This window comes from Flavobacterium lindanitolerans (assembly GCF_002846575.1).
GTDB lineage: Bacteria > Bacteroidota > Bacteroidia > Flavobacteriales > Flavobacteriaceae > Flavobacterium > Flavobacterium lindanitolerans.
In genome coordinates this window covers 41610-65825 of record NZ_PJND01000012.1, presented here as the reverse complement: position 1 = coordinate 65825, position 24216 = coordinate 41610, and the positions used below count along the sequence as shown (strand labels likewise).

Annotated in this window: 22 protein-coding genes and 1 rRNA gene; 7 read left to right on the top strand and 16 right to left on the bottom strand. The window is 37.2% G+C overall.

Features of this window, described 5'->3' with window-relative positions; genetic code table 11:
- Positions 1-76: ribosomal RNA gene (gene rrf, locus B0G92_RS16865) — 5S ribosomal RNA — on the top strand; the annotation flags it as partial.
- 109 nt (positions 77-185) lie between these two features.
- Here rrf and B0G92_RS16240 read toward each other — a convergent pair.
- Positions 186-629 carry a DUF4268 domain-containing protein gene (locus tag B0G92_RS16240; protein ID WP_101473024.1) on the bottom strand — a complete coding sequence of 148 codons (444 nt, stop codon included), beginning with the start codon at positions 627-629 and terminating at the stop codon, positions 186-188.
- A 66-nt stretch (positions 630-695) separates the two neighbouring features.
- On the opposite strand from B0G92_RS16240, the gene B0G92_RS16235 reads away from it, so the two are divergent.
- A complete protein-coding gene (locus B0G92_RS16235; RefSeq protein ID WP_101473023.1) occupies positions 696-1334 on the top strand; it encodes an NUDIX hydrolase in 639 nt (212 codons plus the stop codon).
- A gap of 52 nt (positions 1335-1386) precedes the next feature.
- On the top strand, positions 1387-2202 hold the full coding sequence (locus tag B0G92_RS16230) for a lysophospholipid acyltransferase family protein (RefSeq protein ID WP_101473022.1): 816 nt from the start codon (positions 1387-1389) through the stop codon (positions 2200-2202).
- Positions 2203-2233: 31 nt separating this feature from the next.
- Here B0G92_RS16230 and B0G92_RS16225 read toward each other — a convergent pair whose 3' ends face one another.
- The gene (locus B0G92_RS16225) at positions 2234-2869 is read right to left on the bottom strand and encodes a hypothetical protein (RefSeq protein WP_101473021.1); all 636 of its coding nucleotides are present in this window, start codon (positions 2867-2869) and stop codon (positions 2234-2236) included.
- Positions 2870-2885: 16 nt separating this feature from the next.
- Complete coding sequence (locus B0G92_RS16220; protein WP_056073003.1) at positions 2886-3380, bottom strand: RNA polymerase sigma factor; 495 nt, start codon at positions 3378-3380, stop codon at positions 2886-2888.
- Positions 3381-3502: 122 nt separating this feature from the next.
- Between B0G92_RS16220 and B0G92_RS16215 the strand changes: the two genes are divergently transcribed.
- The gene (locus B0G92_RS16215) at positions 3503-4807 is read left to right on the top strand and encodes an NAD(P)/FAD-dependent oxidoreductase (protein WP_101473020.1); all 1305 of its coding nucleotides are present in this window, start codon (positions 3503-3505) and stop codon (positions 4805-4807) included.
- Here B0G92_RS16215 and B0G92_RS16210 read toward each other — a convergent pair whose 3' ends face one another.
- Entirely contained in the window at positions 4808-5890 is a 1083-nt protein-coding gene (locus B0G92_RS16210) for a DUF3810 domain-containing protein (RefSeq protein ID WP_101473019.1), read from the bottom strand. It abuts the gene before it with no gap.
- Positions 5891-6053: 163 nt separating this feature from the next.
- On the opposite strand from B0G92_RS16210, the gene B0G92_RS16205 reads away from it, so the two are divergent.
- The 3 genes from B0G92_RS16205 (at position 6054) to mazG (ending at position 8725) form a co-directional block, all read left to right on the top strand.
- The gene (locus B0G92_RS16205; RefSeq protein WP_101473018.1) at positions 6054-6311 is read left to right on the top strand and encodes a (2Fe-2S) ferredoxin domain-containing protein; all 258 of its coding nucleotides are present in this window, start codon (positions 6054-6056) and stop codon (positions 6309-6311) included.
- 59 nt (positions 6312-6370) lie between these two features.
- Positions 6371-7837, top strand: coding sequence for an aminoacyl-histidine dipeptidase (locus B0G92_RS16200; RefSeq protein ID WP_101473017.1), 1467 nt, complete (start codon positions 6371-6373; stop codon positions 7835-7837).
- A gap of 114 nt (positions 7838-7951) precedes the next feature.
- Positions 7952-8725, top strand: coding sequence for a nucleoside triphosphate pyrophosphohydrolase (gene mazG, locus B0G92_RS16195; RefSeq protein WP_101473016.1), 774 nt, complete (start codon positions 7952-7954; stop codon positions 8723-8725).
- Between the two features lie 64 nt (positions 8726-8789).
- On the opposite strand, the gene B0G92_RS16190 is transcribed toward mazG, so the two are convergent.
- From B0G92_RS16190 to B0G92_RS16135, 12 genes are all read right to left on the bottom strand, one after another.
- Complete coding sequence (locus tag B0G92_RS16190; RefSeq protein WP_101473015.1) at positions 8790-9248, bottom strand: hypothetical protein; 459 nt, start codon at positions 9246-9248, stop codon at positions 8790-8792.
- A 76-nt stretch (positions 9249-9324) separates the two neighbouring features.
- Positions 9325-9678 carry a hypothetical protein gene (locus B0G92_RS16185; RefSeq protein ID WP_101473014.1) on the bottom strand — a complete coding sequence of 118 codons (354 nt, stop codon included), beginning with the start codon at positions 9676-9678 and terminating at the stop codon, positions 9325-9327.
- Between the two features lie 104 nt (positions 9679-9782).
- Positions 9783-11813, bottom strand: coding sequence for a DUF349 domain-containing protein (locus B0G92_RS16180; RefSeq protein ID WP_101473027.1), 2031 nt, complete (start codon positions 11811-11813; stop codon positions 9783-9785).
- A gap of 163 nt (positions 11814-11976) precedes the next feature.
- The gene (locus tag B0G92_RS16175) at positions 11977-12759 is read right to left on the bottom strand and encodes a shikimate dehydrogenase family protein (RefSeq protein WP_245867926.1); all 783 of its coding nucleotides are present in this window, start codon (positions 12757-12759) and stop codon (positions 11977-11979) included.
- Between the two features lie 35 nt (positions 12760-12794).
- Positions 12795-14183 (bottom strand): tetratricopeptide repeat protein, encoded by a 1389-nt coding sequence (locus B0G92_RS16170; protein WP_056072964.1) that lies wholly within the window; start codon positions 14181-14183, stop codon positions 12795-12797.
- A 134-nt stretch (positions 14184-14317) separates the two neighbouring features.
- Positions 14318-15511 (bottom strand): aspartate aminotransferase family protein, encoded by a 1194-nt coding sequence (locus B0G92_RS16165; RefSeq protein WP_101473012.1) that lies wholly within the window; start codon positions 15509-15511, stop codon positions 14318-14320.
- Between the two features lie 24 nt (positions 15512-15535).
- Positions 15536-17233 carry an OstA-like protein gene (locus B0G92_RS16160; protein WP_101473011.1) on the bottom strand — a complete coding sequence of 566 codons (1698 nt, stop codon included), beginning with the start codon at positions 17231-17233 and terminating at the stop codon, positions 15536-15538.
- A gap of 322 nt (positions 17234-17555) precedes the next feature.
- Positions 17556-18827: an adenylosuccinate synthase gene (locus tag B0G92_RS16155; RefSeq protein WP_056072958.1), complete on the bottom strand. Its 1272-nt coding sequence runs from the start codon at positions 18825-18827 to the stop codon at positions 17556-17558.
- 22 nt (positions 18828-18849) lie between these two features.
- Positions 18850-19314: a Fur family transcriptional regulator gene (locus B0G92_RS16150; protein ID WP_056072956.1), complete on the bottom strand. Its 465-nt coding sequence runs from the start codon at positions 19312-19314 to the stop codon at positions 18850-18852.
- 135 nt (positions 19315-19449) lie between these two features.
- Positions 19450-21669 (bottom strand): RelA/SpoT family protein, encoded by a 2220-nt coding sequence (locus tag B0G92_RS16145; RefSeq protein WP_056072953.1) that lies wholly within the window; start codon positions 21667-21669, stop codon positions 19450-19452.
- A 144-nt stretch (positions 21670-21813) separates the two neighbouring features.
- Positions 21814-23340 (bottom strand): serine hydrolase, encoded by a 1527-nt coding sequence (locus tag B0G92_RS16140; protein WP_056072951.1) that lies wholly within the window; start codon positions 23338-23340, stop codon positions 21814-21816.
- A gap of 13 nt (positions 23341-23353) precedes the next feature.
- Entirely contained in the window at positions 23354-24139 is a 786-nt protein-coding gene (locus tag B0G92_RS16135; protein ID WP_101473010.1) for a TrmH family RNA methyltransferase, read from the bottom strand.
- Positions 24140-24216: the final 77 nt, after the last annotated feature.

Here is a 24216-nt window from a genome sequence, read left to right as displayed (position 1 = left end):
CATTCCGAACAGAGAAGTTAAGCCCGCCTGCGCAGATGGTACTGCAATCCTGTGGGAGAGTATGTCGCCGCCTTCCTTTGAAAAGGGTTCCCGATAGGGAACCCTTTTTTGTTTTTGGGAAAATCCCATAAATAAAATAAGCCAATCCAAATTGGCTTATAAAATTTTCGAAAAGCAAAAGCTATTTAGGTATTAATTTCTAAATCGGTTATATAATCCTGATATTCATAGAAAAACCTTTCAAAAGCATCCATGTTTTCATAGAAGAAATCAAATATGGCTGGCCAGGTTGCCTTATTAAAAAGACTAATCCCTGTTTTTTCAACCCAAATTTTACTTATTACTTTCCCTGTTTCCAGATGAAAGTTTCTTTCAAAAATAACATCCGGAATATATTCGCCCATTAGAATTTGTTTTAAGGACTCAATTTTTTCATAATAGATTTTTCTTTTCTCTTCGTCTTTTGATTCAATATCAATAAGTACTTGTGCTTTTTTATTGTCAACATAAAATTTAAAAGAAAAGTCTTTTATTTTAGTATCGTAAAGAAGCCATTTTCTGGGATATTCCTCAGCGAAATTGACCCAAAATTCTTTTTTTATGATTTGTGCTTCCGCCTTACTATACATTTGGATAAATAGATTTGATTAGAATTAATTTGCGTACCTTTATTGAATCACATTGCAAAATTTATAATGGATTTTCCGGTATTTTTAAAATATATCCCAAAAATAGAAAAAGAAACGCTACCAGCTGTAGAAGCCCATATAAAAATGGCTTCTTTAGACCGTATTTCTTCATTAATTGATAAATCCTACGATAGAGACGGACTTCGAAATGCGGCAGTCATGATGCTGGTCTATCCTAAAAATACAAAGGCATATCTGGCCTTAATTTTAAGAAATGCTTCTACAGGTATTCATTCTTCACAGGTGGCTTTGCCAGGAGGCAAAGTAGAACCGGAAGACATAAATCTAGCGACTACGGCACTTCGGGAAACTTTTGAAGAAATTGGTGTCCTGCCAGAAAGAATACAAGTTATAAAGGCCTTTTCTGAGGTATATATCCCTCCAAGCCGTTTTTTGGTTTTTCCATTTTTAGGAGTATGCCTAAGTGAATTAATTTTTGATCCAAGCCCTGATGAAGTTGCAAAAATGATTGAACTGCCTCTTGAAGATCTTATGGACGATACGAATTTGACAAATGTCGAATTAAAAACATCATATGCAGATGAGATTGAGGTTCCGGCATTTGACCTGCAAGGTCATATCGTTTGGGGGGCAACCGCTATGATACTTAATGAGCTTAAAGAAACGATAAAAAGAGTGCTTTAATAGCGATGATTTTGTATGTTTGCCGTTCTGTTTTAAAAATGCTGAATTAATTATGGGATTGTTTAAAAGAAATCCTTTTGGTCATATACTTTTTTTAAAAAAATGGCTTATCCGGGTATTCGGAATACTCACGCACAGGCGTTATAGAGGCTTTAATGAATTACAGATAGACGGATCTGAAATCATCAGGGCACTACCGGATAGGAATGTATTGTTTATTTCAAACCACCAGACTTATTTTGCCGATGTAGTGGCTATGTTTCATGTTTTTAATGCCAGTTTGAAAGGTAGAGAAGACAACATAAAAAATATTGGTTATATCTGGAATCCAAAGCTTAATATTTATTACGTTGCTGCGAAAGAAACAATGAAAGAAGGACTTCTTCCAAGAATTTTGGCCTATGCTGGAGCGATTACGGTTGAAAGAACCTGGCGTGCCAAAGGAAAAGACATCCAACGTGAAGTCAACCTAAACGATACTGAAAACATTAAAATTGCTTTAGAAGATGGTTGGGTAATCACATTTCCACAAGGAACTACAAAATCTTTTAAACCGGTAAGAAAAGGTACTGCCCATATTATTAAGCAGCATAAACCAATAGTTGTCCCAATTGTTATTGACGGATTCAGACGTTCTTTTGATAAAAAAGGATTACGTTTGAAGAAAAAAGGAATACTTCAGTCTTTTATTATTAAAGAGCCTTTAGATATTGATTATGAAAACGACTCTATTGAAGAAATCGTTGAAAAGGTGGAATACGCGATTGAGCAACATCCTTCCTTTTTAAAAGTACTTCAACCGGAAGTTTTAGAGGAAGTCTTAAAAGTAGAAGAAGAGTTAAATAAAAAAAGAAGATGGGACTATTAATCCCATCTTCTTTTTTTATGACTCAATCTCATTAAAGATCAATCTTTTTCAATTCCTCATAGTTCTTATACAGCTTTCGCATGAGGATGCCATATAGCAATTTGTAGAAAAGCCAGAAGACAGAGGTAAATAGGATTATCATTATAAGCATACTGCCAATAAAGATTGCCATGGTTTTTATACCGTCATGCTCAATTTTATCCTTCATTAAGGCCAAATCAGGATTATAAAAATAAGCAATACAGAATCCTATTATCAGACAGAAAATAATCATTCCCAAATTATACCATACATATATATTTACTGTCCTTCGCGTTTTCAATATGTTTCTCATCAGGACTTTAGTGGAATCTGTCGTTGAGATAAGCACATAGTTTTTATAAAACGCATAAATGAAAAAGATGATAACTGCATAGTGGGCATAAGAAAGTACTCTTAAAAACAATACTATGTTATTTATATCAAGTTTGTTAAAATATTCATCATTATTGGAGAAAATACTGATTCCTATCCAAAACAGAAATTCGAAAATACCTATAATCATGATTAATTTCACTACTGAAGATGAACTCTTATGAATCATCTTATAGATATCTTTTTCCGAAACCTGTTGGAAGGAATCTGCTCTCTTCTGCCAGTCTTTCTTTAATAAATCTAATTCTTTCATATTTTTTATTTCCTTATCAAGGATTTAATATTTTCTTTAATTTCCCTTTAATCCTGTTCATTTTCACTCTCGCATTCACTTCGCTGATTCCCAAAGTTTCCGATATTTCTTCATAATCCTTATCTTCCAGATACATGAAAATTAAAGCTTTTTCAATGTCGTTTAACTGGTATACGGCTTTATACATTAATTTTATCTGTTCCTCTTCTTCATAATTATAATCCTCCTGCTTAATGAAGTGCTTTGTATTGTCAAATTCTGTTGTGGAAATTGACCGCGTGCTTTTCCTGTATAAGGTAATGGCTGTATTTAGTGCAACGCGGTAGGCCCAGGTGGTGAATTTTGAGTCGCCTCTGAATTTTGGATAGGCCTTCCAAAGCTGGATTGTTATTTCTTGAAAAAGATCATTATGGGCGTCTTCACCAGACGTATATAATCTACAAATCTTGTGGATTATATTCTGGTTTTCTTTTAACTGTTTGACAAAAGACTTTTCTAAATCTTGACCCATGTTGTGTTAGTAGCGTATAAAGCAATTTTGTTACAAGTTAGCTAAATTTTATTTTTAGCAGGCCTGGAGTAGCCTTATTTTTCGATAGAAAACTTCGTATCTTGCAGTAAGAATAAAGTAAGATGAATATTCCACAGTCAGATTATCCAAGAATTGTTATAGTAGGTGGCGGTTTTGCAGGAATTGCATTGGCCAAGAAATTAAAAAATAAACCCGTGCAGGTAGTGCTTTTGGATAAGCATAATTACCATACTTTCCAGCCACTCCTGTATCAGGTGGCAACTGGCGGTTTAGAAGCAGGCTCGATTGCCTATCCGATCCGGAAAGTCGTGCACGAATATAAAAACTTCTATTTCAGACTGTGCCATGTCAATGACATCAACACAAAAAACAATAAAATTATAGCCGATATTGGCGAACTCCGATACGATTATCTGGTCATTGCAACAGGTTCCAAGACCAACTATTTTGGGAATAAGGAAATCGAAAGAAATAGCATTGCTATGAAAACCATTCCGCAGTCGCTTAATATCCGTAGTCTTATACTCGAAAATTTTGAACAGGCACTTTTGACCGATGATGAACATGAGAGGAATGCACTTATTAATTTTGTTCTGGTTGGAGGCGGTCCTACAGGCGTGGAACTGGCAGGAGCTTTGGCAGAAATGAAGAATGCCATATTGCAAAAAGACTATCCGGATTTGGATATCAGCAAAATGCAGATTAACCTTATCCAAAGCGGAGAAAGAATCCTCAATACAATGTCTGAAAAATCATCATCTGCTGCTGAAAAATACCTGAAAAACCTTGGTGTAAATGTTTTAAAAAACATCAGGGTGACCAGTTATGACGGAAGGACCATTTCTACCAATACGGATGTTGTTTTGGAAACTGCCACATTGATTTGGACAGCCGGAGTACAGGGAGCAATGGTCAACGGTCTTCCGGCTTCTTCCCTGATGGAAAAAGTTGAAAGAATCAAAGTGAATGAATATAATCAGGTACTTGGTTTCCCGAATATTTTTGCCGTTGGAGATATTGCAATGATGGCCACCGAAGAATATCCGCAAGGTCACCCTATGGTGGCACAACCGGCATTGCAGCAAGGCCGATTACTGGGAGAAAATATTATAAAACTCATTCAAAATAAGGAAATGAAACCTTTCCATTATAATGATAAAGGGTCAATGGCAACAATTGGAAGGAATAAGGCCGTTGTCGATTTGCCTAATTATCATTTTCACGGTGTCTTTGCCTGGTTCGTATGGATGTTTGTGCATCTTTTTTCACTAATCGGATTTAAAAATAAGGCGGTGGTCTTTTTAAACTGGCTCTATAACTATATCCGTTTTGACCGTGAGGGAAGACTGATTGTGAGGCCTTACAAAAAGAAAAGCTTTACCAGTTTTACTTTTGATGAAATCTGATTAAAGAGGATAGTTTTTATAATAACCAATCATGAGCCCTACAAATTTGCTATAACTTTCCAGACCGTCTTTTTGCTGGTTTATCTTTAGGAAATGGTCATAGAAATAATGGAAAAAGGTATCGACAGGTGTTTGATAACTTTTCCAGAAATCTTTTGTTTCCTGAAAGTCCTTCAGTATTCCCCGATGAATAAGCGGCAGGAATTCTTTGCTTTTTCCTTCTTGAATTTTTTCGAGATTGCTCAGGCAGTATTTCAAAGCATAAGAATAGCCTGAATATCTGAAATAATCATCTTTATTATTTATTGATGCAAGATAGCCTATGAAATTGGCCTCGCTTTCTGAAGCATAGCCAATCTGGTGCGCCATTTCATGACAGACCGTTGTAGGGAAGTTGTATTTTGGAATTTTATAATTAACCTGTGCCTCATTTGTAAAAGGATTCAGGTAGCCGCCAAAACCCATATAAGTCAGCGGAAGACTTACCAGAGATTTTTTAATGCTTGGAATTTGGTAGTCAAAGTATGGATGTTTTTTTTCAAGATTGCCATATCCGCTTAGCGTCATCGCGTATATGGTTTTAATATCATAAGGACTGACAACCTGTGAGCTGTCATTTTTTACAATCCTGCTATGGATTTCATTGGTTTTGACAATCATCTTTTTGGTAAATGCTTCCAATTCTTCCAAGGTATATTCTTTATCAATGTTCATTTTGGAATATAAAGGTATGCGATGGTAATTTAAGCCCCACAAACAGTTGAAGAAAAAATAAAAAATAGAAATAGAAGCCAGAATAGAAAGTGTTTTTGATTTCCAGTCTGATTTCCATGATTTCCATGAAAGGACTTCTTTTCTTTTCTTATATAGTTTATACAACAGGAAAATAATCAAAACCAGATACAAAACATCACCTACAGAAAATGGAAGGCTGCCAAAAACGGTTCTTGAAATTTTAGAAACACTCAGATAGAAGCCATTACTGTAGTATTTTTCAATGACTTCAGGAAAAAAAGACACTATCTTGAGCAGAACTACCTGAATCACCAAAAAAATGCTCCAAATAATTTTTGATTTCTTCATGACAGAATGTTTGTTTCCGTAAATATACGACAGAACGATTTAAAGTTTTTTAGAACTCAAATTTTAGGCAAAAATTAATACCACAGACCCGTTCGGAAAGAATAATTAGTCGTAAAATTGCAGTAGGTTTTAACGCAAAATCAAGAGCTTACTTTGATGGTTTATGAAAAAGAAAAATGATGAGAAGATAATTTTTTTCTGTAATGGAAAAAAGTGTGGTAAGTACAATAAAGAACCGAAAGATTATTTCAAAAAGAAAATTGTTGAATTTGGTCTGGAAGATAAGGTTTGCGTTTCAAAAATGGACTGTCAGGGAATGTGCAAAAAGGCTCCGGTAGTTTGTATACAACCAAAAGATGTCTGGAAAAAAGAAGTTTCCGTAAAAAAAGCCAAAAAAATATTTGAAAAACATATCCTCTAACACCGGCCTTAGCCTGGGGGATTTTGTAACTTTGCTATACACTAAATTCAAAATAAATAATGAGTCAGGAAATAAGAAACCTTGAACCCAAAGCACTTTGGAATAAATTTGCCGACTTGAATGCTGTACCGCGCCCTTCTAAAAAAGAAGAAAGAGTCATTGCTTTCATGAAAGATTTTGGCAAAAAACTTGGTCTTGAAACTATTGAAGACGAAGTAGGAAATGTAATCATCAAAAAACCGGCAACTGCTGGTATGGAAAATAGGAAGACCATTGTCATGCAGTCGCATTTGGACATGGTACACCAAAAAAATAACGATACCGTTTTTGATTTTGATACTCAGGGCATTGAAATGTATGTAGATAATGGATGGGTTCGTGCCAAAGGAACTACACTTGGAGCTGATAACGGACTGGGTGTTGCTACAATCATGGCTATTTTGGAATCTACTGATATTCCTCATCCGGCAATCGAAGCTTTGTTTACTATTGACGAAGAAACTGGAATGACCGGAGCAATGGGGTTAAAAGGAGGTTTGTTGGACGGTGAAATTCTGTTGAATCTGGATACCGAAGAAGACGATGAAATTGACATAGGTTGTGCCGGAGGAATTGATGTGACAGCTACTGCTGAATATGATGAAGAAGACACACCGGAAGGATCTGTAGGTTATTCTATTACCGTTAAAGGCTTGCAGGGAGGACATTCAGGAATGGATATTCACAAAGGGCTTGGTAATGCCAATAAGATTATGAACCGTTTGTTATTTGACGGTTTTGATAATTTTGGATTACAAATTTCTGAAATCAAAGGAGGAAGCCTTAGAAATGCAATTCCGCGCGAGAGTGTTGCAAAAGTGATTATCGCTAAGGTTTATGACGAAGCCTTTGTTTTTGATATGCAGGAAATCGTAAATGAAATCAAGACAGAATTCAAGACGATGGAACCTAATCTCGAAATCTTGTTTGAAAAGCTGGATACGGTTCCGGCAAAGGTAATGCCATCTATAGCGCAATTTTATTTCGTCAGGGCAATGTATACTGCCCATAATGGTGTTTATAGAATGAGTGCTGATTTTGACGACCTGGTTGAAACATCCAACAATATTGCAAAAGTTATTGTAGGCGAAGGAAAATTATCTGTTCAGTGTCTTACCCGCTCATCTGTAGAATCTTCAAAAATGGACCTGGCTAACGCTTTGCGTTCTGCATTTGAACTGATGGGCTGTGAGGTAGAATTTACGGGTTCTTATCCGGGATGGACACCCAATGCAAAATCGGAAATTCTTGATATATTGACAGGAATCTACGAGAAGCAAAACGGAAGCAAACCGAATGTGGTGGCCTGCCATGCAGGTTTGGAATGCGGAATATTAGGAACGAATTATCCGGATATGGACATGATTTCTTTTGGTCCTACCATCAAAGGTGCGCATTCTCCTGATGAAAGGGCAGATATCGCTTCAGCTCAAAAATACTGGAAATTTGTTCTGGAAATACTGAAAAATATTCCAAACAAGAATTAATTCTTGTAAAACTTTAAGCCACAGATTAAAAGATTGGCACAGGTAGGATAATCCGAAATCTGTGAAAATCCTCCAATCTGTGGCTGTTTTTTTATCTTTATAAAAACCTTTCCTATGAATTCAAGACAGCAGAAACTCGATGCTTTTGGCAGATTGTTAGATATTATGGACGATTTGCGCGAAAAATGTCCCTGGGATAAAAAACAGACTTTGCAGACTTTAAGACACCTTACCATAGAAGAAACCTATGAATTGGGAGATGCTATTCTGGATAATGACCTGCAGGAGATTAAAAAAGAATTGGGAGACCTTTTGTTGCATATTGTTTTTTATGCCAAAATAGGAAGCGAAACCAATGATTTCGACATTGCTGATGTTTGCAATGAGATTTGTGAAAAGTTGATTTACCGCCATCCACATATTTATGGAGATGTGACTGTAGCGGATGAAGACGAAGTCAAGCAAAATTGGGAAAAGCTGAAACTCAAGGAAGGTAAAAAATCAGTTTTGGAAGGTGTTCCTAAAAGTCTTCCTGCACTTGTAAAGGCAAGCAGAATCCAGGATAAGGTAAAAGGTGTGGGATTTGATTGGGAAGAACCGCATCAGGTTTGGGATAAGGTAGAGGAGGAAATTCAGGAATTCCAGGAAGAAATCAAAAACGGAGACCAGGATAAAATCGAATCTGAATTTGGAGACGTTTTGTTTTCCATGATAAATTATGCCCGATTCCTGAAAATTAATCCTGAAGATGCTCTGGAAAGAACCAATAAGAAATTTATTAAGAGGTTCCAATATCTTGAAAATAAAGCTAACGAATTAGGAAAGCAATTATCCGAAATGACATTGGCCGAAATGGATGTTTTCTGGAACGAAGCCAAGAGATTGTAAAATAAAAAGGCTGCCTAAAAATAGACAGCCCTTTCAAATGAATTATAATTAACACAACTAACCTTTAGATAGTATTTTCAACAATCAATTGCCATTTTTTGGCTATTTGTTCGTTTTCCTGCCAATAGGCTTTTCCTAATTTATCCGTTTCTAAATCGTACAGTACGATTGTGGTTGTATTTCCGTTCTTTAATTTGAACGTAAATATTATTTTGTCATCATTATTCCCTGAAGATGTTTCTTCAATCCTGCAAGAGTTAACTTCGCTTAAATCAACAAAAGAAGCTCTGTCATTTTCTTTATTCAAGTCAATAAATAAAAAGCCTTTATTGGTTTTGTCAAGTGAATAGATTTTCTTGTAATGGGTTTCCTTTGTTGAAAAATCATATTTTCCCTGACGGAAATGATTAAAAATTTCTTTTACTTTCTTTTTGTTTTTTGCCTGATTGTTGGCAATATAGATTAAAGGTATGGCGCAAATCAATGTTAGCACCAACCCTATAATTAGAGATGCTGTATCCATTTTTTTTAATTTAATAAATAGTAATTGTGGGCTGTAATACTTTACAGCCTTTCGATTTTAATTCAACAGAATAAAATCACCAGAAAAAATGGAAGGGAAATAATAAGATTGAAACATTCAGGCATCGGTTGATGTCTTGTTTCAAAAAAGCTGCAGTAGCTTTGCAGGTGCTGAATCCTGAAAAACTTACATCGTAGTAAAATTCAAACCATTTGGCATAGGTAGGAAGGTCTGCTCTTGGGTTTGAAATGGAGTTTATGCTTATTTCCTGATTGATAAACGCAGAAGCCTTGAGAAAATCAACCTGCTCAATTGATTTTTTATTTTGAGGAATGGATATAGCGCCAAAAGCCTTCGCTTCCTCCGTTTGACTAAAAAAGAGAGAAACCAGGAAAATAAAAAACACGGTGATGTTTTTAATCCATTTCATCGCGCAAAGATACCTTTTATCCGAGAGGAATAAAAGGAATACGGTTTTTAAATACTATAAATCAATGAAAAGCCCCACAATTGCGGGGCTTTTATCTGAAAATTTTATTCTGTTTTTAAGTTTCTGACCTGTTTCAGCTTTTCTTTCCACATCTGTAGACTTTCTTTATGTCTTTCAATATTTTTCTTTACTTCAAGCACCATCGGATTGTCTTTTTTTGCATTGGCAAAAAACTGAATGTTATTTTCAAGCTGGAAAATTTCCTGTTGTACTTCTTCAATTTTGCGAATCAGGAAGATTTTCTCATTCTCTAATTTTCTGCTATCGTCAGAGCTGGAAAGCTGGTCAATTCTGCTGTTGAATCGCGCCATTTCCGAATCTTTCTTGCTTAGGCTAAGCTTGTCGAACAAAGCATCCAGTATCTTATTGAATTTTCCTTCAATATGACGTCTGGCGTGTGGCACTTTTCCAAAGCCTTTCCAGGTTTCGATATGGGCTTTGATAGCATCCAAATCTGCTTTGTGTTCGCCTGTCAATTCAAAATCCCTGATGGTTTCAAGATAAGCTTTCTTTTTCTCAAATGCTTCCAGTTCTTCTGAATTTACTTCATTTCTCTGGGCATGAAGTTTGTCAAAATAATGATTACACGCTTCTTTGAATTCTTTCCAGATACTGTCTGAATATTTTCTTGGAACATGGCCAATCTGCTTCCATTCTTCCTGAATTTGTTTCATTACAGGAGTGGTTGCTGCAAAATCTTCACTGTCTTTTAATGATTTGGCTCTTTCCACCAAAGCCATTTTTTTGTTCAGGTTTTCCTGCTGGTCTTTTTTGATATCCTTATAGAAAGAGTTTTTCAGTGCATTGAAGTCACGGACAGCATTTTTAAAGGCAGACCAGGTTTCTTCATTAACATCGGCAGGAACTTTTCCGGTAGCAAAGAACTCATTGCGTAAAGCCTCAACTTTTTCAATTTGAGCCTGCCATGAAGAGTGTGCTTCGACTTTTTCTTTGGCAAGTTCCGCTATTTTTGATATAATCTCTTTTTTCTTCTCAAGATTTTCCTGTTCTGTACCTCTTTGTTTTTCGAACAGTAATTCTCTTTTATCATGGATTTTTTTAGTCAGTTCACTAAATGTGTTCCAAATTGCTTCACGGTGTTCTCTTGAAACCGGGCCTATATCTTCTTTCCAGATTTTATGAAGGTCTTGCAATTCGCGGAATGCCTTGTTAACATCCGGCTCATTCACAAGTTCTTCAACACGGGAAATGATTCTTTGCTTTTGCTCAAGGTTGTGCTTAAAGTCCAAATCTCTGGCTTCTCTGTCAAGATGCAGGTAATCATAGAAATTTTCAACATGGAAATGATAGTTATTCCAAACGTGATTGTATTTGTCTCTTGGAATAGGACCAGCATTTTTCCATCTTTCACGCAATTCATTGAAATGCTTAAGCGTGTCCTTGATATTTTCCTGTGGATTGATTAATTCTTTAAGTTCTTCAACAATAGCCAAACGCACATCCAGATTTGCTTTTAGATTGTTTTGAAGGCTTTTGAAATGTGTGTTTTTCTTGTCTCTATATTGATTGATTAGTGTATCAAATTTGACTTTTAATGGAAGATGGTAATGGAAATCTTCTGTAGTGTCCGGGTTTTCAGCCAGAAACTCTTCTCTTTTCTCTTCAATGAAGTGGTTGTATTTTGATAGGAAAGCAGAACGAAGCTCTTCTACATGGTCTTTCACAGACATTACTTTTTCTACAGCAACAAGTTTTTCCAGTTCTGCTACAAGCGATTCCATGTCCATTGCTTCATAATCCTGCATTGGGATTTCATGACGCTCTTTTAGTGTTTCGTCTTCGCTTTCTTCAGCATTGGAATCTGCTATGGCATCCAAAGCTTTTTGGTTGTCACTCACAACAACGGTTTCTTCCAGTTCTTCCGGAGAAATTTCTATGGCATCCGCAGTTTCAGAAACAACATCATTTGCATCGTCTGAACTTACTTCTGTAGCGTCAGCGTTGTTTTCATTTGGCTCCTCAATTTGCGAATTTTCGTTTTGAGACACATTTTGTGTTTCATTTTCGTTACTTCCATCTGCTTCATGCAGGTTATCATTCTTTTCTTCTAACATCATTAAATGTTTATGGTTGGTAATACTTTCGTTTGGAAAGATAGTAAAGGCATCTGAAAATTCAAAGAAAAACCAATATTTTACTCGATTTTCCGGGTTATTCTTTTTTTGCGAATAGGGCTGTTTCAGATTCTGACGATTTGTTTTTTATTTTTTTTTAAGCTTATCGATTCCAGATTTTCCATGATTTTTCGGCCTGATACTGTAGCATTTCCAAACCGTTTTTAATCTTTGCGCCTTGTTTTTTTGCTTTTTTAAGGAAGATAGTTTCTGCAGGATTATAAATCAGGTCGTGAGCAATATGTTTTGGCGTAAAATACTCATAAGGAATAGGAGGATAGGCATCAGTATTTGGCGATGTGCCAAGCGGTGTGCAATTGATTACAATTTGATGGTTGTCAAAAGTGGTGGCATTGACCAGATTATATCCAATACTTTCGTCTGTTGCCTCTCTGGAAACGAAAGTATATAAAATTCCGAGTTCTTCTAATGCATAGGCAATGCCTTTTGAGGCGCCTCCTGTTCCAAGAATCAAGGCTTTTTTGTGGTGGGGTTCCAATAAAGGTTCTAACGATTTCCTGAAACCATAGTAATCGGTATTATAGCCTTTTAAATTTCCTTTTCGGGTGACTTTTATAGTGTTGACTGCGCCAATCTTTTCTGCTTTTCTGGAAATCTTATCCAGATAGGAAAGTACGGATTCTTTGTACGGAATCGTCACATTCATCCCTTTTAGGTTGGGATTATTCTTAATGATATCTGGAAATTCTTCAATAGACGGGATGTCAAAGTTTACATAATCGTAGTTTTTCAGATTTAAGGACTTGAATTTTTCTGTAAAATATCCTTTTGAAAAAGAGTATGCGATGTTTTTTCCAAGAAGTCCAAATAAGTGAGTGATTTCCATATAACCAAAATTAAAGCCTGACAAAGCGAAATTAATCATTTTTGTCAGGCTTTAAAAGTTATGTTTGGTATTGTCTACTTCTTATTAATCATTTCCTGGACATCTTCTCTTGCCCAAACATCAGGAAACAGGTTCTCTAAAATGGTGTGATTTTCAAAACTTACACGCAAACCGTTACTCAGATGGAATTTTCCTTTGGCTTCGTCTCCTTCTGCAAAATACAGTCCGGCCAGGCGGTATTCCAATTGGAATTCTTCAGGGAAATATTCTGAAGCCTGCAATAACGTGTGTATGGCGGCATCGTATTCGCCCAGATTTTGCAAGATGTCAATCCAATACAGCCAGGTGTCTAATTCATAATCTCCAAACTCTACAGCTTTTCGGTATCCCATTTCGGCTTCTTCCAGAAAATCCAAAGCTCTGTTGATGGTGGCATAACGTTTCCAGTATAATCTGTTTTCGTTGTCAATCCCGATAGCTTTGTTCACATAAAACAAGGCTTTCTGATAGTTTTTCTGTCTTACATAGAAATCGGTAATCGCAATCCATCCCTTGTCTAACAACGGGTCCTCATGTACGGTTTTATGGAAATATTTCAGAGCCAAAGGCTTGTTGCCTAATTTCTCATAACATTTTCCAATTCGCAATAGGGCATACGATGTAGGGTCATCCAGTTCGATGGTCCTGTTATAGCTTTCAATCGCTTCTTCATAACGTTTAAGACGCTCCAAAGATTTTGCTTTTTCCATAAAAGCACCCATGAATTCGTCATCAATCATTGAAGCATAATCGAAGCAACGTAAGGCATTTTCATAATCCTGTAGTCCGTAGTAAAGTCTTCCGCTTTGATGCCAGGCGATTTCACTGTAAGGATTTCGGTCAATATATTTCTCAAGGAAAGCAATAGCTTCCTTGTTTTGGTCTAAAAATTCAAAACAATATACCACATTATATAATGCGGCCTGGTCTTCCACATCTTCTTCCAGACATTTAATAAAATTCTCTTTCGCTAATTCCAGATTGTCCATAAAAAGATATTCCATCCCAATCAGGTTGTAAACGTCAGCATAATCATCCGTAAGCTTTAAGGCTTCCTGTAATAATTCTACCGCTTTTTCGTGATTGTCTCTCTTGGAATAAATATTGGCTTTTTGGATAAAAATTTCTTCGTTTTGAGGTTCAATGGCGTAAAGTTCATTTAAAAGCTTTTCAGCAGTTTCAAGCTTGTCGTCATATACCAACATTTCTACTTGTACTAGTTTTAAGCCTGTAGAACGAGGGTGCTGCTCAAGCGCTAATTTTAAGGCCTTTTTGGCCAGAGACGCTTTACCCATATCCAGGTAGTGAAGAATAATTTCTTCAAATTCTTCCGAATCAAAGAAGAGAACTTTGTTGGTTTTCAACATGGATTCGAACTTGGACAAGGATAAATTGTAATCTTCTTCATCGTGACTCAAATGCATACTCTTTGTTTTTAAAATTATCCTTAATAAATTTAGGGAACGTAAATCTTTTGTCGAGGTTGGGCTAAAATTGTTGTGAACAATTTAATTAACAAAACTCCTCTCTGTAAGTTACGGATTTTTATTGTTAAATCCTAGTTTTTTAGTGCGGAATATACTTCATCCATTACTTCCAGCATAATGGCACAGCCTTCTTTGATTTCTTCTTCAGAAATGGTCAGAGGAGGCGTAATCCGGATTGCTTTTCCTTCAAACAGCAGCCAAAATAGAATGAGTCCTTTGTCCTGGCATTTCAGGATGATTTGGTTTGTTATTTCAGCATCTTCTGTCATTGCTGCCAGCATTAATCCACGTCCTCTTATTTCTTTTATCAAAGGATGTACCAAAAGCGAACGGAAAAGCTTTTCTTTTTCAAGTGTTTGTGGAATCAGGTCGGTTTCTGTGATTTCCTGCAGCGTTGCAAGACTTGCGGCCGCTATGACAGGATGTCCTCCAAAGGTAGTAATATGCCCAAGTTTTGGATTGTCACTTAATAAATCCATCATTTCTGACGAAGCCGTAAAAGCGCCTACAGGCATTCCGCCACCCATTCCTTTACCTAAAATTATAATATCGGGTACAACGTCATAGTTTTCAAAACCGAACAGCTTTCCGGTTCTTCCAAAACCCGGCTGGATTTCATCTATAATCATCATGGCACCTACTTCCGTGCACCGTTCTCTTACTTTTTTCAAAAACCCATTTTCAGGCTGAATGAATCCCGCACCGCCCTGAATGCTTTCCAATATGATTCCGGCCGTTTTTGTCGTGATTTTTTTTAAGTCTTCTTCATTATTGAATGTAATGAAATCGACATCAGGAATTAACGGACGGAAAGCCCGTTTTCTTTCTTCAAATCCCATAACGCTCATAGAGCCCATCGTATTGCCATGATAAGCATTATTGCACGAAATAAGCTGGCTGCGTCCTGTAACTCTTCGGGCCAGTTTTAAAGCGCCTTCGGTGGCTTCTGTACCGGAATTGACCAGATAGGTTTTTTCAAGTGGCTTAGGTAAGAGTGAAGCTAATAATTTGCAAAACTCAACAGCCGGATTTTGAGAATATTCGCCATATACCATGACATGTGAATATTTGTCGAGCTGGTTTTTTATGGCATCATTGACTCTTTTGTTCTGATGGCCTAATGTACAGGCCGATACTCCGGCTACGAAGTCAAGATATTTTTTATTGTTTGTGTCGTATATATAAGAACCGATGGCGTGAGAAACTTCCATTCCAAGCGGGTAAGGGGAAGTTTGTGCCTGGTATTTTTGAAAATCTTTATTCATTTTATTTGCATTATGGTAGTGGCATTACTGAGTTTTTGCTTTTTTCTCCAGCCTTTTCTCAGGTTTTTTCTTGTCGTAATCCAGAGTTTCTTTGCGGACTTCCATAGGAGTATCTTCCTTGGCTTTGTCAATTTTGCTCTGTTTTAATATTTTTTCATGGATTTCGTTTTCCTCAGGAGGAAATATATCGTCTTTGGTTTTTATTATTTCATCGCCCCGCCAGAGGAATCCTCTCAGTTTCCGTGCGTTTTCAGGAAGGTCTTTTTCAGGATAACTTTCACTTTCAGGATTTGTAAAAGAGGTTACAGTCGTAATTTTATTGTCTTCCAGTTCCAGATGGATACGGCTGCTGATTCCTTTGTCAATAGCAACCAATTGTCCTTTATCATAGCCATAATAAAGCTTTTCTGTATTTTTAACGAGGTCGACTTCATATAATTTGTTGTCCCGGAACTTGCCATATAAATTAACACCTTTGACCTGATTATAGCCGGTGCCTAAAGTGTCTTTTGAGGCTATAAAAGCATCCGTCAATACTTTGAGTGAATCCAGTTTTTCAGTTTCAGGATTTGAGATAAGATGTATTACCTTTCCCGTCAATTGGTTTTCTCCATTCCAGATAACCGGTCTTCCAATTAATTGTGTCAGTCCGTTTTTTTGATTCGAATGTAAGGAATCGCATTTGCCGCTCATGTCAATTTTATAAAATCGAACGTTATTAAAAGCACGAACAATACGGTTTTCCGGTTTTCCGGTAACCATCAGCTTTTTTCCATGAACATAAAGTGTATCTTTTTCTATGAGGGTAGCGGCGACGGCCCTTTTGGTCATGACTAAAGAATCCTGATTCCGGTAGACTTCACCATAATGCCCCCGAACAACTCCTTTGTTAATCGAATCTGTTATCTTAACATTATTAGTTGCCGAAGCAAATTCACGGTTCCGGTCATAATACAAACTATCTCCTCTTATAAGACGGTTGTCGTATTTGATATAGGAATTTTTGACGAAATGGGCAAAATTTTTCTTGGTGTCATAAAATCCCTTTTCGGTATAGATAAAGTTTTCCTTACTGGTAATAGTTGAAGGGCCAAACAGATAGGAATGACCCGAATTGGAATAGTAATCGAGATGGTTTGACTTGATTACATATTTCGGGTTTGTTATGGTAACAGCGGTCAGGAACTGGAATTTCTTTTCATTAAGGTAATATCTTCCGGATTTGCTCCTTAAAGTATTTTCCTGGTCTTTTATGGTTCCGTAGGTAGTATAGTAAGCCTGTTGGATTCTCCTGTCGAAATTAATGGTGTCTGTTGTCAGTGTCATTTTCGGGTCACGCATTACTACGTTTCCGGTAGCGAAGGCAAATTTTATATTACCCTGGTATTCAGCATAACGGCTGTCCATAAATACGGTATCGCCCTGATTCATTTTTACATCACCAAAAGCTTTTATATAGTTTTCTTTTTGGAACAAATAGGCTGTGTTGCAAGTCATCCTAACACCATCATGCAGGATTCTCACGTTTCCTCTGTATCGGATAGCCCCGGGAATTTCTTCCTGTTGGATATCGACAAAGTCGGAATTCTCTACTATGATTTTTTTTGGTGGAGCCTGTGCCAGCAGCGTATTGAAACTCAGTAGTATAAAAAAGCTTGCAAGAAATAAAAAGTTCTTCTTCAATGGATGGAATTTTGGTTCAAATTTAATTAAAATCTCCATATCTGATTTTTAATTAAGAATTATTTGTGTAATCAATTGAAAGTAAATCTGGTTAGGCGGATTTTTTTATAATTTGCTTCACATTGTCAGGATTGAATGACTTTGTATGGGATAAATCTGTAAGAATCTGTGAAATCTAAGGTATGATTTTTAGAGTTGCCACAGATTAAAGGATTAAAAGGATTTTTTTAGAAATTTATCTGTGAGAATCTGCGAAATCTGTGGCATAATTTTTTGAAGTTGCCGCAGATTAAAGCATTGGAAGGATTTTATTAAATCTATAAGGAACAAAAAACGCCTTGAAATTATCAAGGCGTTGTTCTTATTTTAAAATTGTCTGTTTTCTGTCAGGTCCAACGGATATGACTTTAATTGGCACTTCTACAAAATTTTCAATGAATTCGACGTATTCTTTTAATTCTGAAGGAAGTTCGTTATAGGTAGTCATTCCGGTAAGGTCTGCTTTCCATCCTTTTTTCTCCACATAAACGGGAGAAACATTTTCCGGTTCGATATTGTAAGGAAGGTGGTCAATTTCAGTTCCTTTGTAATTGTAAGCCGTACAGATTTTCAGCGTATCAAATCCGGATAACACATCGCCTTTCATCATATACAAAGCAGTTACTCCGTTGACTTGTATAGCATATTTCAAGGCTACCAAATCTAACCATCCGCATCGTCTGGCACGACCCGTAACAGAACCAAATTCGTTTCCGACTTTTGCCATTGTTTCACCGTCCTTGTCAAAAAGTTCGGTAGGAAACGGACCGCTTCCAACTCTTGTTGTATAGGCTTTGAAAATTCCAAACACTTCTTTTACGCGATTAGGAGCGATTCCCAGTCCCGTGCAAGCCCCTGCTGCTGTTGTATTTGAAGAAGTAACAAAAGGATAAGTTCCGAAATCAATATCTAAAAGTGAGCCTTGCGCTCCTTCTGCTAAAATTGATTTGCCTTCTTTCATGGCCTTATTGATATATTCTTCGCTGTCGATGAATTGTAGCGTTTTTAAGACTTCAATCGATTCGAAAAATTCATCTTCCAATTCTTTTAGGTCATATTGCAGGTCAACATCATAAAAAGCAATCATGGCTTCATGTTTGTCAGCCAATGCTCTGTATCGTTCTTTAAAATCAGCCAATTCGATATCGCCCACACGAAGACCGTTTCTTCCGGTTTTGTCCATGTAGGTTGGTCCAATTCCTTTTAAGGTTGAACCAATTTTTGCTTTGCCTTTCGATGCTTCCGAAGCAGCATCAAGCAAACGGTGTGTTGGTAAAATAAGGTGTGCTTTTCTTGAGATAATCAATCGTGACTGGATATCAATATCAAATTTTGCCAGGCCTTCCAATTCTTTTTGGAAAACAACCGGGTCGATTACGACTCCGTTTCCAATAATATTGATTGAATTTTTATGAAAAATTCCTGAAGGAATAGTTCTCAAAACGTGCTTGATTCCATCAAATTCAAGCGTGTGTCCTGCGTTAGGTCCGCCTTGAAAACGGGCAATAATATCGTACTTTGAAGTGAGAACGTCAACAATTTTTCCTTTGCCTTCGTCGCCCCACTGCAAGCCGAGTAGTAAATCTACGGTCATTTTTTTGTTGTTAGTTGTTTATTTATTCTTTAGGTGTAGTCTTTTTGTTTCCGTAAAGGTAAAGGGAGTGGTTGTGAATTTCGATATCAAAAATTTCTTCGATAGTTTTTTTGATGCTTTGGATTCGCGGGTCGCAAAACTCTATCACCTCGCCAGAATCTGTCATGATGATATGGTCGTGCTGTTTGTCGAAATAGGATTTTTCGTAATGTGCCTGATTTTGTCCGAATTGGTGTTTTCTTACCAGGGCACAGTCCAATAAAAGTTCAATCGTGTTGTAAAGCGTAGCCCTGCTCACACGATAATTTTTGTTTTTCATCTTGATATAAAGAGATTCGATGTCGAAATGCTCTTCATTATCATAAATCTCCTGGAGAATAGCATAGCGCTCAGGAGTTTTGCGATGTCCTTTTGTTTCAAGATATTTTGTAAAAACATTTTTTACAATCTCTTGATTTTTATTGTTATCTACGGAAATTAGTGTCATATCCTGCAAAGATAAATCATTTTATTTCAAGTATCAAGTTTCTCGTTTGTTGATTTTTACCTAAAAAAATATTAAAACTTTTTAGTGTAGAAAAACGATTGTTTTCTTGATTTGTAAATGGCTTCGATTCCGATTTTAATTCTTGTTAATTCTTGTGACTTTATCGATTCCATCAATCTTTTTGATGTTTTCAATCAGTTTTTTCAGAATGGTATTGTTTTGTACGATAACCACAACCTGTCCGTTAAAAATACCCGCATCACCACTAAGCGAAATGCTCTGGATGTTTACGTGCATGTTGTTAGAAATTACTTTGGTCAGTTCGTTGGTCAAACCAAGCGTATCCATTCCGGTAATGTTCAATATGGCTTTAAATTCCTGCTGTGACGAATCAATCCATTTCGCTTTGATGATTCTGTAGGCATAGTTCGATTGCAGGCTGATTGCGTTGGGACAGTCTTTTTTATGGACTTTTATTCCTTCATTGATGGTTACAAATCCAAAAACTTCGTCTCCGGGAATCGGGTTACAGCAGGTGGCCAGTTTATAATCCAGTTTGTCCTGTTCTTTTCCAAAAACCAGCATGTCGTAATTATTGCTGATTTCCGGTTTGTTGATGGTTTCCGGATTGCTTGAAGGCGTACGTTTGATTTTGTTCTTAAAGAAATTCATAAACGTATTGCTCTTCTGGGCAGCAAAATCTTTGAGCTGTTGGTTGTCAATAGCCCCAATTCCCACACGATAGAAAAGGTCAAGGCTGGTTTTCAGCTTGAAATAATTGACCAGTTCGTTTACAGTCGTTTCGGTCATATTGACCTTTAAATGACGTAATTTTCGGGTCAGTAATTCTTTTCCGTCTTCTGCAATTTTCTTTGTATTCTCGTTAAGAACGTTTTTGATTTTGGTTTTGGCACGTGATGTCGTTACATAATCCAACCAATGTGATGTGGGTTTTTGGTTTGGTGAGGTAATGACTTCAATCTGGTCGCCACTGTTCAGTACATGGTTCAACGGGACTAATTTTCCGTTAACTCTGGTTCCGCGTGTTCTGATTCCAATTTCGGAGTGAATACTAAAGGCAAAATCCAGTGATGTTGCACCTTTAGGAAGCGACTTGATTTCTCCTTTTGGCGTGAAGACATAAATTTCCTTTGAGTAGAGGTTCAGTTTGAAATCTTCTACAAAGTCTACCGCATTGGTGGAGGCATTTTCCAGGGCTTCTTTTAAAAGATTCAGCCAGGTATCCAAACCGTGCTCTTCTGAACCGCCCTGTTTGTATTTATAGTGTGCAGCGTAGCCTTTTTCGGCAATTTCGTCCATTCTTTCGCTTCGCACCTGAATTTCTACCCAACGTCCTTTAGGTCCCATTACTGTAATGTGAAGAGCTTCGTAACCGGTTGATTTTGGAGAGGAAATCCAATCGCGCAAACGGCTCGGACTCGGACGATAATGGTCGGTTACGATGGAATATATTTTCCAGGCAAGGAATTTTTCTTCGCTCGGAGTAGCCTTATAGATAATTCTCAAAGCGAATTTATCATATACTTCATCAAAGCTTACACCTTGGGCAAGCATTTTTTTCCGGATGGAGAAAATGGATTTTGGACGGCCTTTGATGATATAGTCGATTCCTTCGGCATCAAGCGATTCTTTCAATACATCAGAAATAGACTTGATGTATTCGTCCTGTTGCTCTTTGGTTTCTTTTATTTTGCTGACAATGTCGTTATAGATTTCAGGTTCTGTATATTTCAAACCTAAATCTTCCAGCTGGTTTTTAATGTTGTATAATCCCAAGCGATGGGCCAAAGGTGCATAAATATAGAGAGTTTCCGATGCGATTTTTGCCTGCTTATAATCTACCATTGATTCCATGGTTTGCATGTTGTGCAAACGGTCGGCAATCTTGATAAGGATAACGCGTACGTCATCGTTTAGGGTGAGCAGCATTTTGCGGAAGTTTTCCGCCTGCATCGAGATTTCATTATCGGTTTTTACCTGGGCTATTTTGGTCAATCCCTCAACGATTTTTGCAATCTTCGGATTGAACATTCTTTCAATGTCTTCTACGGTAATATCGGTATCTTCAACTACATCATGCATTAGTGCTGCGGCAATAGAAGTTGCGCCCAAACCAATTTCCGAAGCTACAATTTTAGCCACGGCAATAGGGTGGAAGATGTAGGCTTCGCCAGATTTCCTGCGTTGGTCCTTGTGGGCATCTACAGCCACATCAAAAGCCTTACGGATTAGTTTTTTGTCATCTTCTGACAATGTTTGGTAACTGATTCGTAAAAGCTCTTTGTATTCCCTCGCAATTGCCTTGTTCTCTTGTTCTAAATCAATCTCTACCATGGCGTTTCTGATGTTTGTTAGCTATTGACTAAAAGTAAAATAAAGTTTTTGAATTTGCAATTTTTTTGCCTCTTTGTATAAAAGCAAAAACCGCTCCAAATGGGGCGGTTTCTATATTCTGAAAAACAGTTGAATAGGTCTTCGTTATTTTATTCTGAAAAAGTTAAGGTCCTGAAAATCATAGCTAAAATCTGTAGCAGGAGAAATTGGCTTCATGGTAAATCCTGCATTGTCTTTTTCAAAGAAGATATGGGCATCTGCATGAAAATAGCGATTGTCCCATTTTACTACGAAATTATTGTCTTTATAAAAGAAAATTTCGCCTTTAAGTTGAGGTGAACGTTTGGAAGCAAAATACATTTTTCCCTTTTTTTCAGTGATGGCAACTTCGCCAAACCAATTGTCTTTATAGGTTCCAATATACTTTTTGGTGTCGATTTTCTGGTTTTTGTTTTTTGCGACAGTTTGCCATACTTCGTCTGTAACTTTGTCTGCTTTTTCTCCTGAAGCTTTTTCCCTGTCACTGAAATATTTGACGTGGTCAAAAGGTTCCATTCCCAGATAACTGTCTTTAATTGTATTGGTTATGGCTGAAAAAGCGGCTCCTGATTGTTGGTTGGTAAAAACAATGATTCCAAGTTGAAGTTCTGGTATCAGGGTTACCTGGGTTACGATTCCTTCCAGACCTCCGGTATGTGAAACCTGCATTTTTCCTTTAACATCATTTAGTTGCCAGCCCAAACCATAGGCTTTAAAAAGTGAATTATAAGGAGGAACGGGTTTATTAGGCATCAATGTTTGTGGCGTCCACATTTCGGCATGTTCTTTTTCCGAGAATATTTTCTGCCCGCTGCCATATTTTCCCTTATTCAGTTGCATAATTGCCCATTTGCTCATGTCGTTTACGCTGGAATAAATACCTGCGGCGGCGTCAAACAGTTGGTTTTTATAGCGTGAGATGACTTTTAGTTTTCCATCAATCGGCACGTGAGGAACAATAACATTGGATGTGTCTTTTAGCCTTACCCATGAAGAAGCCGTATTGGTCATGCCCAGCGGTTTTATGATTCTGTTTTCTACAAATTCATTCCATGTTTGTCCGCTGGCCTTATGCACTACTTCTCCGGCAATGATGTATAAAAGATTATCATAATCGTATTTTGCCCTGAATCCGGAAACCGGTTTTAGGTACTGTATGTTTTCGATAATGTCTTCGGCTGTGAAATCTGAACCGTCAGGCCATATCATCAAGTCGCCTGCCCCAAGTCCAAGTCCACTGCGGTGTGTCAACAGGTCCCGAACCGTAAATTCATTGGTAACGTAGTCGTTATACATTTTGAAATCAGGAAGGTATTTGACGACTTTGTCATCCCATTTGATTTTGCCTTCGTCTACAAGCATTGCCAATGCAGCACTTGTAAATGCCTTACTGTTGGAGGCAATTCCGAACAGTGTGTTTTCATCCACTTTTTGCTTCGTAATTATTGACTTTACGCCATAACCTTTGGCATGAACAATCTTTCCGTCTTTTACAACAGCTACGGCAATACCCGGAACATCAAATGTTTTTATGGTTTTTTCAACAACCTCGTCGATTTGAGTTGGTGTGATTTGCGCATAAATGCTGGTGCTTATTAAAAAAGTAGCTAAGAAACCTAATTTAAAATTCATAATTCGTAATTAATTAAAATCCTCTTTGTCTTTTTGCTTCAAAAATCAAGATGGCTGCTGCAACAGAAACATTCATCGAATCGATGGCTCCCTGCATTGGGATAATGATGTTTTGAGTTGAATTGTCGCGCCATTCCTGTGTTAATCCTGTGGCTTCCGTTCCTACAACCAATGCAGTTGGGGTTGTATAATTCTGAGTATGATAGCCTGTTGAATCCTGCAAGGTAGCGCAATAAATACTGATGTTTTTTTCTTTTAGGAAAGCAATAATTTCTTCGGTAGTTCCCGTTGCAATCTGGTTTGTAAACAGGCATCCAACGCTGGAACGTACGATATTGGGATTATATAAATCGCTTTTTGGGTTGGCAATGATTACGGCATCCAGCTTTGCAGCATCGGCAGTTCGTAGCATAGCGCCAATATTTCCAGGCTTTTCAGGAGATTCAGCAATTAGAATCAATGGATTTTTACCCAGATTCAATTCTGAAAGGGAAAGATTTTTTGATTTTGCTACCGCCAAGATGCCTTCTGTAGTATCACGGTAGGCCAGTTTCTGGTATACATCTTTGCTGATTTCAATCAATTCTGCAGAGCCGGAAAGTTTTTTGGCGTCGTATTCGGAAATGATTTCAGGCAGAAATAAAATCGTTTCTATTTCATAACTGCCTTTTTGGGCCAGTTCAATTTCTCTGTGGCCTTCAATTAAAAACGTTCCGGTCTGTTTCCGTGCTTTGGATTTTTCCTGAAGCAGTACCAGCGATTTGATAAATGGATTCTGAACTGAAGTGATTTGTTTCAAGATTCTGGATTTCTAAGCTGCTAAGGTACTAAATCAAAAATCTAAAGTCAAAAGTTCTGAAGTCAAAAGTTCTGAAG

Bases quoted from the DNA above. Each gene is read 5' to 3' on its own strand.
- B0G92_RS16200 (WP_101473017.1), top strand. From the start codon at position 6,371: ATGAGTCAGGAAATAAGAAACCTTGAACCCAAAGCACTTTGGAATAAA.
- B0G92_RS16215 (WP_101473020.1), top strand. From the start codon at position 3,503: ATGAATATTCCACAGTCAGATTATCCAAGAATTGTTATAGTAGGTGGC.
- B0G92_RS16235 (WP_101473023.1), top strand. From the start codon at position 696: ATGGATTTTCCGGTATTTTTAAAATATATCCCAAAAATAGAAAAAGAA.
- B0G92_RS16175 (WP_245867926.1), bottom strand. From the start codon at position 12,759: ATGATTAATTTCGCTTTGTCAGGCTTTAATTTTGGTTATATGGAAATC.
- B0G92_RS16220 (WP_056073003.1), bottom strand. From the start codon at position 3,380: ATGGGTCAAGATTTAGAAAAGTCTTTTGTCAAACAGTTAAAAGAAAAC.
- B0G92_RS16145 (WP_056072953.1), bottom strand. From the start codon at position 21,669: ATGGTAGAGATTGATTTAGAACAAGAGAACAAGGCAATTGCGAGGGAA.
- B0G92_RS16190 (WP_101473015.1), bottom strand. From the start codon at position 9,248: ATGGATACAGCATCTCTAATTATAGGGTTGGTGCTAACATTGATTTGC.
- B0G92_RS16140 (WP_056072951.1), bottom strand. From the start codon at position 23,340: ATGAATTTTAAATTAGGTTTCTTAGCTACTTTTTTAATAAGCACCAGC.
- B0G92_RS16160 (WP_101473011.1), bottom strand. From the start codon at position 17,233: ATGGAGATTTTAATTAAATTTGAACCAAAATTCCATCCATTGAAGAAG.
- B0G92_RS16240 (WP_101473024.1), bottom strand. From the start codon at position 629: ATGTATAGTAAGGCGGAAGCACAAATCATAAAAAAAGAATTTTGGGTC.
- B0G92_RS16180 (WP_101473027.1), bottom strand. From the start codon at position 11,813: ATGTTAGAAGAAAAGAATGATAACCTGCATGAAGCAGATGGAAGTAAC.
- B0G92_RS16225 (WP_101473021.1), bottom strand. From the start codon at position 2,869: ATGAAAGAATTAGATTTATTAAAGAAAGACTGGCAGAAGAGAGCAGAT.
- B0G92_RS16185 (WP_101473014.1), bottom strand. From the start codon at position 9,678: ATGAAATGGATTAAAAACATCACCGTGTTTTTTATTTTCCTGGTTTCT.
- B0G92_RS16155 (WP_056072958.1), bottom strand. From the start codon at position 18,827: ATGACCGTAGATTTACTACTCGGCTTGCAGTGGGGCGACGAAGGCAAA.
- B0G92_RS16230 (WP_101473022.1), top strand. From the start codon at position 1,387: ATGGGATTGTTTAAAAGAAATCCTTTTGGTCATATACTTTTTTTAAAA.
- B0G92_RS16205 (WP_101473018.1), top strand. From the start codon at position 6,054: ATGAAAAAGAAAAATGATGAGAAGATAATTTTTTTCTGTAATGGAAAA.
- B0G92_RS16150 (WP_056072956.1), bottom strand. From the start codon at position 19,314: ATGACACTAATTTCCGTAGATAACAATAAAAATCAAGAGATTGTAAAA.
- mazG (WP_101473016.1), top strand. From the start codon at position 7,952: ATGAATTCAAGACAGCAGAAACTCGATGCTTTTGGCAGATTGTTAGAT.
- B0G92_RS16170 (WP_056072964.1), bottom strand. From the start codon at position 14,183: ATGCATTTGAGTCACGATGAAGAAGATTACAATTTATCCTTGTCCAAG.
- B0G92_RS16210 (WP_101473019.1), bottom strand. From the start codon at position 5,890: ATGAAGAAATCAAAAATTATTTGGAGCATTTTTTTGGTGATTCAGGTA.
- B0G92_RS16165 (WP_101473012.1), bottom strand. From the start codon at position 15,511: ATGAATAAAGATTTTCAAAAATACCAGGCACAAACTTCCCCTTACCCG.